At 71.4% G+C, this 1,677-nt stretch carries 4 protein-coding genes; 2 read left to right on the forward strand and 2 right to left on the reverse strand.

Going from position 1 to position 1,677, the window contains the following annotated elements; all coding sequences use genetic code 11:
• Positions 1-172: carboxyl transferase domain-containing protein (locus CW362_RS42755; RefSeq protein WP_276313771.1), on the forward strand; the 172-nt coding region annotated here is incomplete at its 5' end.
• Between the two features lie 57 nt (positions 173-229).
• Entirely contained in the window at positions 230-424 is a 195-nt protein-coding gene (locus tag CW362_RS42760; protein ID WP_103554949.1) for an acyl-CoA carboxylase epsilon subunit, read from the forward strand.
• 354 nt (positions 425-778) lie between these two features.
• On the opposite strand, the gene CW362_RS42765 is transcribed toward CW362_RS42760, so the two are convergent.
• Together CW362_RS42765 and CW362_RS42770 are read right to left on the reverse strand one after the other, a co-directional pair.
• Entirely contained in the window at positions 779-1,360 is a 582-nt protein-coding gene (locus CW362_RS42765; protein WP_103554950.1) for a GTP-binding protein, read from the reverse strand.
• A partial coding sequence (locus tag CW362_RS42770) for a DUF742 domain-containing protein (protein WP_162684458.1) occupies positions 1,341-1,677 on the reverse strand: 337 nt, incomplete at its 5' end. The genes CW362_RS42770 and CW362_RS42765, both read right to left, overlap by 20 nt.

Genomic DNA, 1,677 nt, shown 5'->3' on the forward strand with positions numbered 1-1,677 from the left:
CAAGGAGTACAAGGCCGAGCTGATGCACCCCTACTACGCGGCCGAGCGCGGTCTGGTCGACGACGTCATCGACCCCGCCGAGACCCGCGAGGTCCTTATCAGGTCGCTCGCGATGCTGCGCACCAAGCACGCCGACCTGCCCTCCCGCAAGCACGGCAACCCCCCGCAGTAACCCGGCGGATCCTCCGCGGTACCCCCGCGGAAACCTCTCTCATGGAGACTGAAACCTATGAGCACTCCTGACATCCGCGTCGAGAAGGGCCACGCCGAGCCCGAGGAGGTCGCCGCCATCACGGCGCTCCTCCTGGCCCGTGCCGCCTCCGCTCCCACTGATGCCGCCCCTTCCCACGGTCCCCACCGCAAGGCGGGCTGGCGCCGACTGGAGCGGGAGCCCGGTTTCCGGGCGCCGCACAGCTGGCACTGAGGGTCTGACGCCGACAGCCCCGTCCTCCCGATGGAGGGCGGGGCTGTCGTGCGTCCTGGGGCCCACGGACGCCCTCCAGGGCGAACAGGCCCTCCCGCGGGCGTTCGGGGATCCCCGGCCCCTCCCGGCCCCTCTCGGGTCCCCTCGGCCCCTCCCGGGCCCCCTCGGCGCCCGACGGGGCCGCACGGGACGGGAGTTCGGCCCGCCGCCCCCGTCCAAGCGTGCCGGGCCCGTGGCTCCGGGCCCGTGGCTCCGGGCCGCGGGCGCGTCCGGACCGGGCCGGCCGGGGACGAGCGAAGGCCCCTGCTTCTCCGGGCGGAGAAGCAGGGGCCTTCGTCGTGCGAGCGGGAGGTGCTAGCGCAGGCGCGCCATGAGGGCGTGCTCGACCAGCGTGATCAGCGCCGACTTGGCGTCCGCGCGGTGGCGGGCGTCCGTCGTGATGATCGGGGCGTCCGGTCCGATCTGGAGGGCCTCGCGGACCTCCTCCGGGTTGTACGGCTGGTTGCCGTCGAAGCCGTTGAGGGCGATGACGAACGGCAGGCCGCTGTTCTCGAAGTAGTCGACCGCGGGGAAGCAGTCGGCGAGACGCCGGGTGTCCACCAGGACGATCGCGCCGATGGCGCCGCGGACCAGGTCGTCCCACATGAACCAGAAGCGGTCCTGGCCCGGCGTACCGAAGAGGTACAGGATCAGGTCCTGGTCGAGGGTGATACGGCCGAAGTCCATGGCGACGGTCGTCGTCGTCTTGTCTCCGGTGTGCGTGAGGTCGTCGATGCCCGCCGAAGCGGACGTCATGACGGCCTCGGTGCGCAGCGGGTTGATCTCCGAGACGGCGCCGACGAACGTGGTCTTGCCCACGCCGAAGCCGCCCGCCACCACGATCTTCGCGGACGTGGTGGAGCGGGAAGGCCCTCCGCTAGAGCTTGCGAAGTCCACTGAGCACCCTTTCGAGCAAAGTCACGTCTGGCTGGCCGCCGGCGTTTTCGTCGCCGCCGGGCTGATGGATGGCGACCAGGCCCGCCTCCGCCAAGTCGGCGACGAGGATCCTGGCGACACCGAGAGGGATGGTCAGCAGGGCCGAGATCTCGGCCACCGACTTGATCTCCCGGCAGAGGTTGCAGATCCGCTGATGCTCGGGCAACTGGCCCTGCATCTGGTGCGGCTGCGCGGTGGTGTGCACCAGCGCCTCGATGGCGAGCTGGTAGCGCGGCCTGGTGCGGCCACCCGTCATGGCGTACGGACGCACCAGGGGG

The organism is Streptomyces populi (genome assembly GCF_002911015.1).
GTDB lineage: Bacteria > Actinomycetota > Actinomycetes > Streptomycetales > Streptomycetaceae > Streptomyces > Streptomyces populi.

Bases quoted from the DNA above. Each gene is read 5' to 3' on its own strand.
- CW362_RS42760 (WP_103554949.1), top strand. From the start codon at position 230: ATGAGCACTCCTGACATCCGCGTCGAGAAGGGCCACGCCGAGCCCGAG.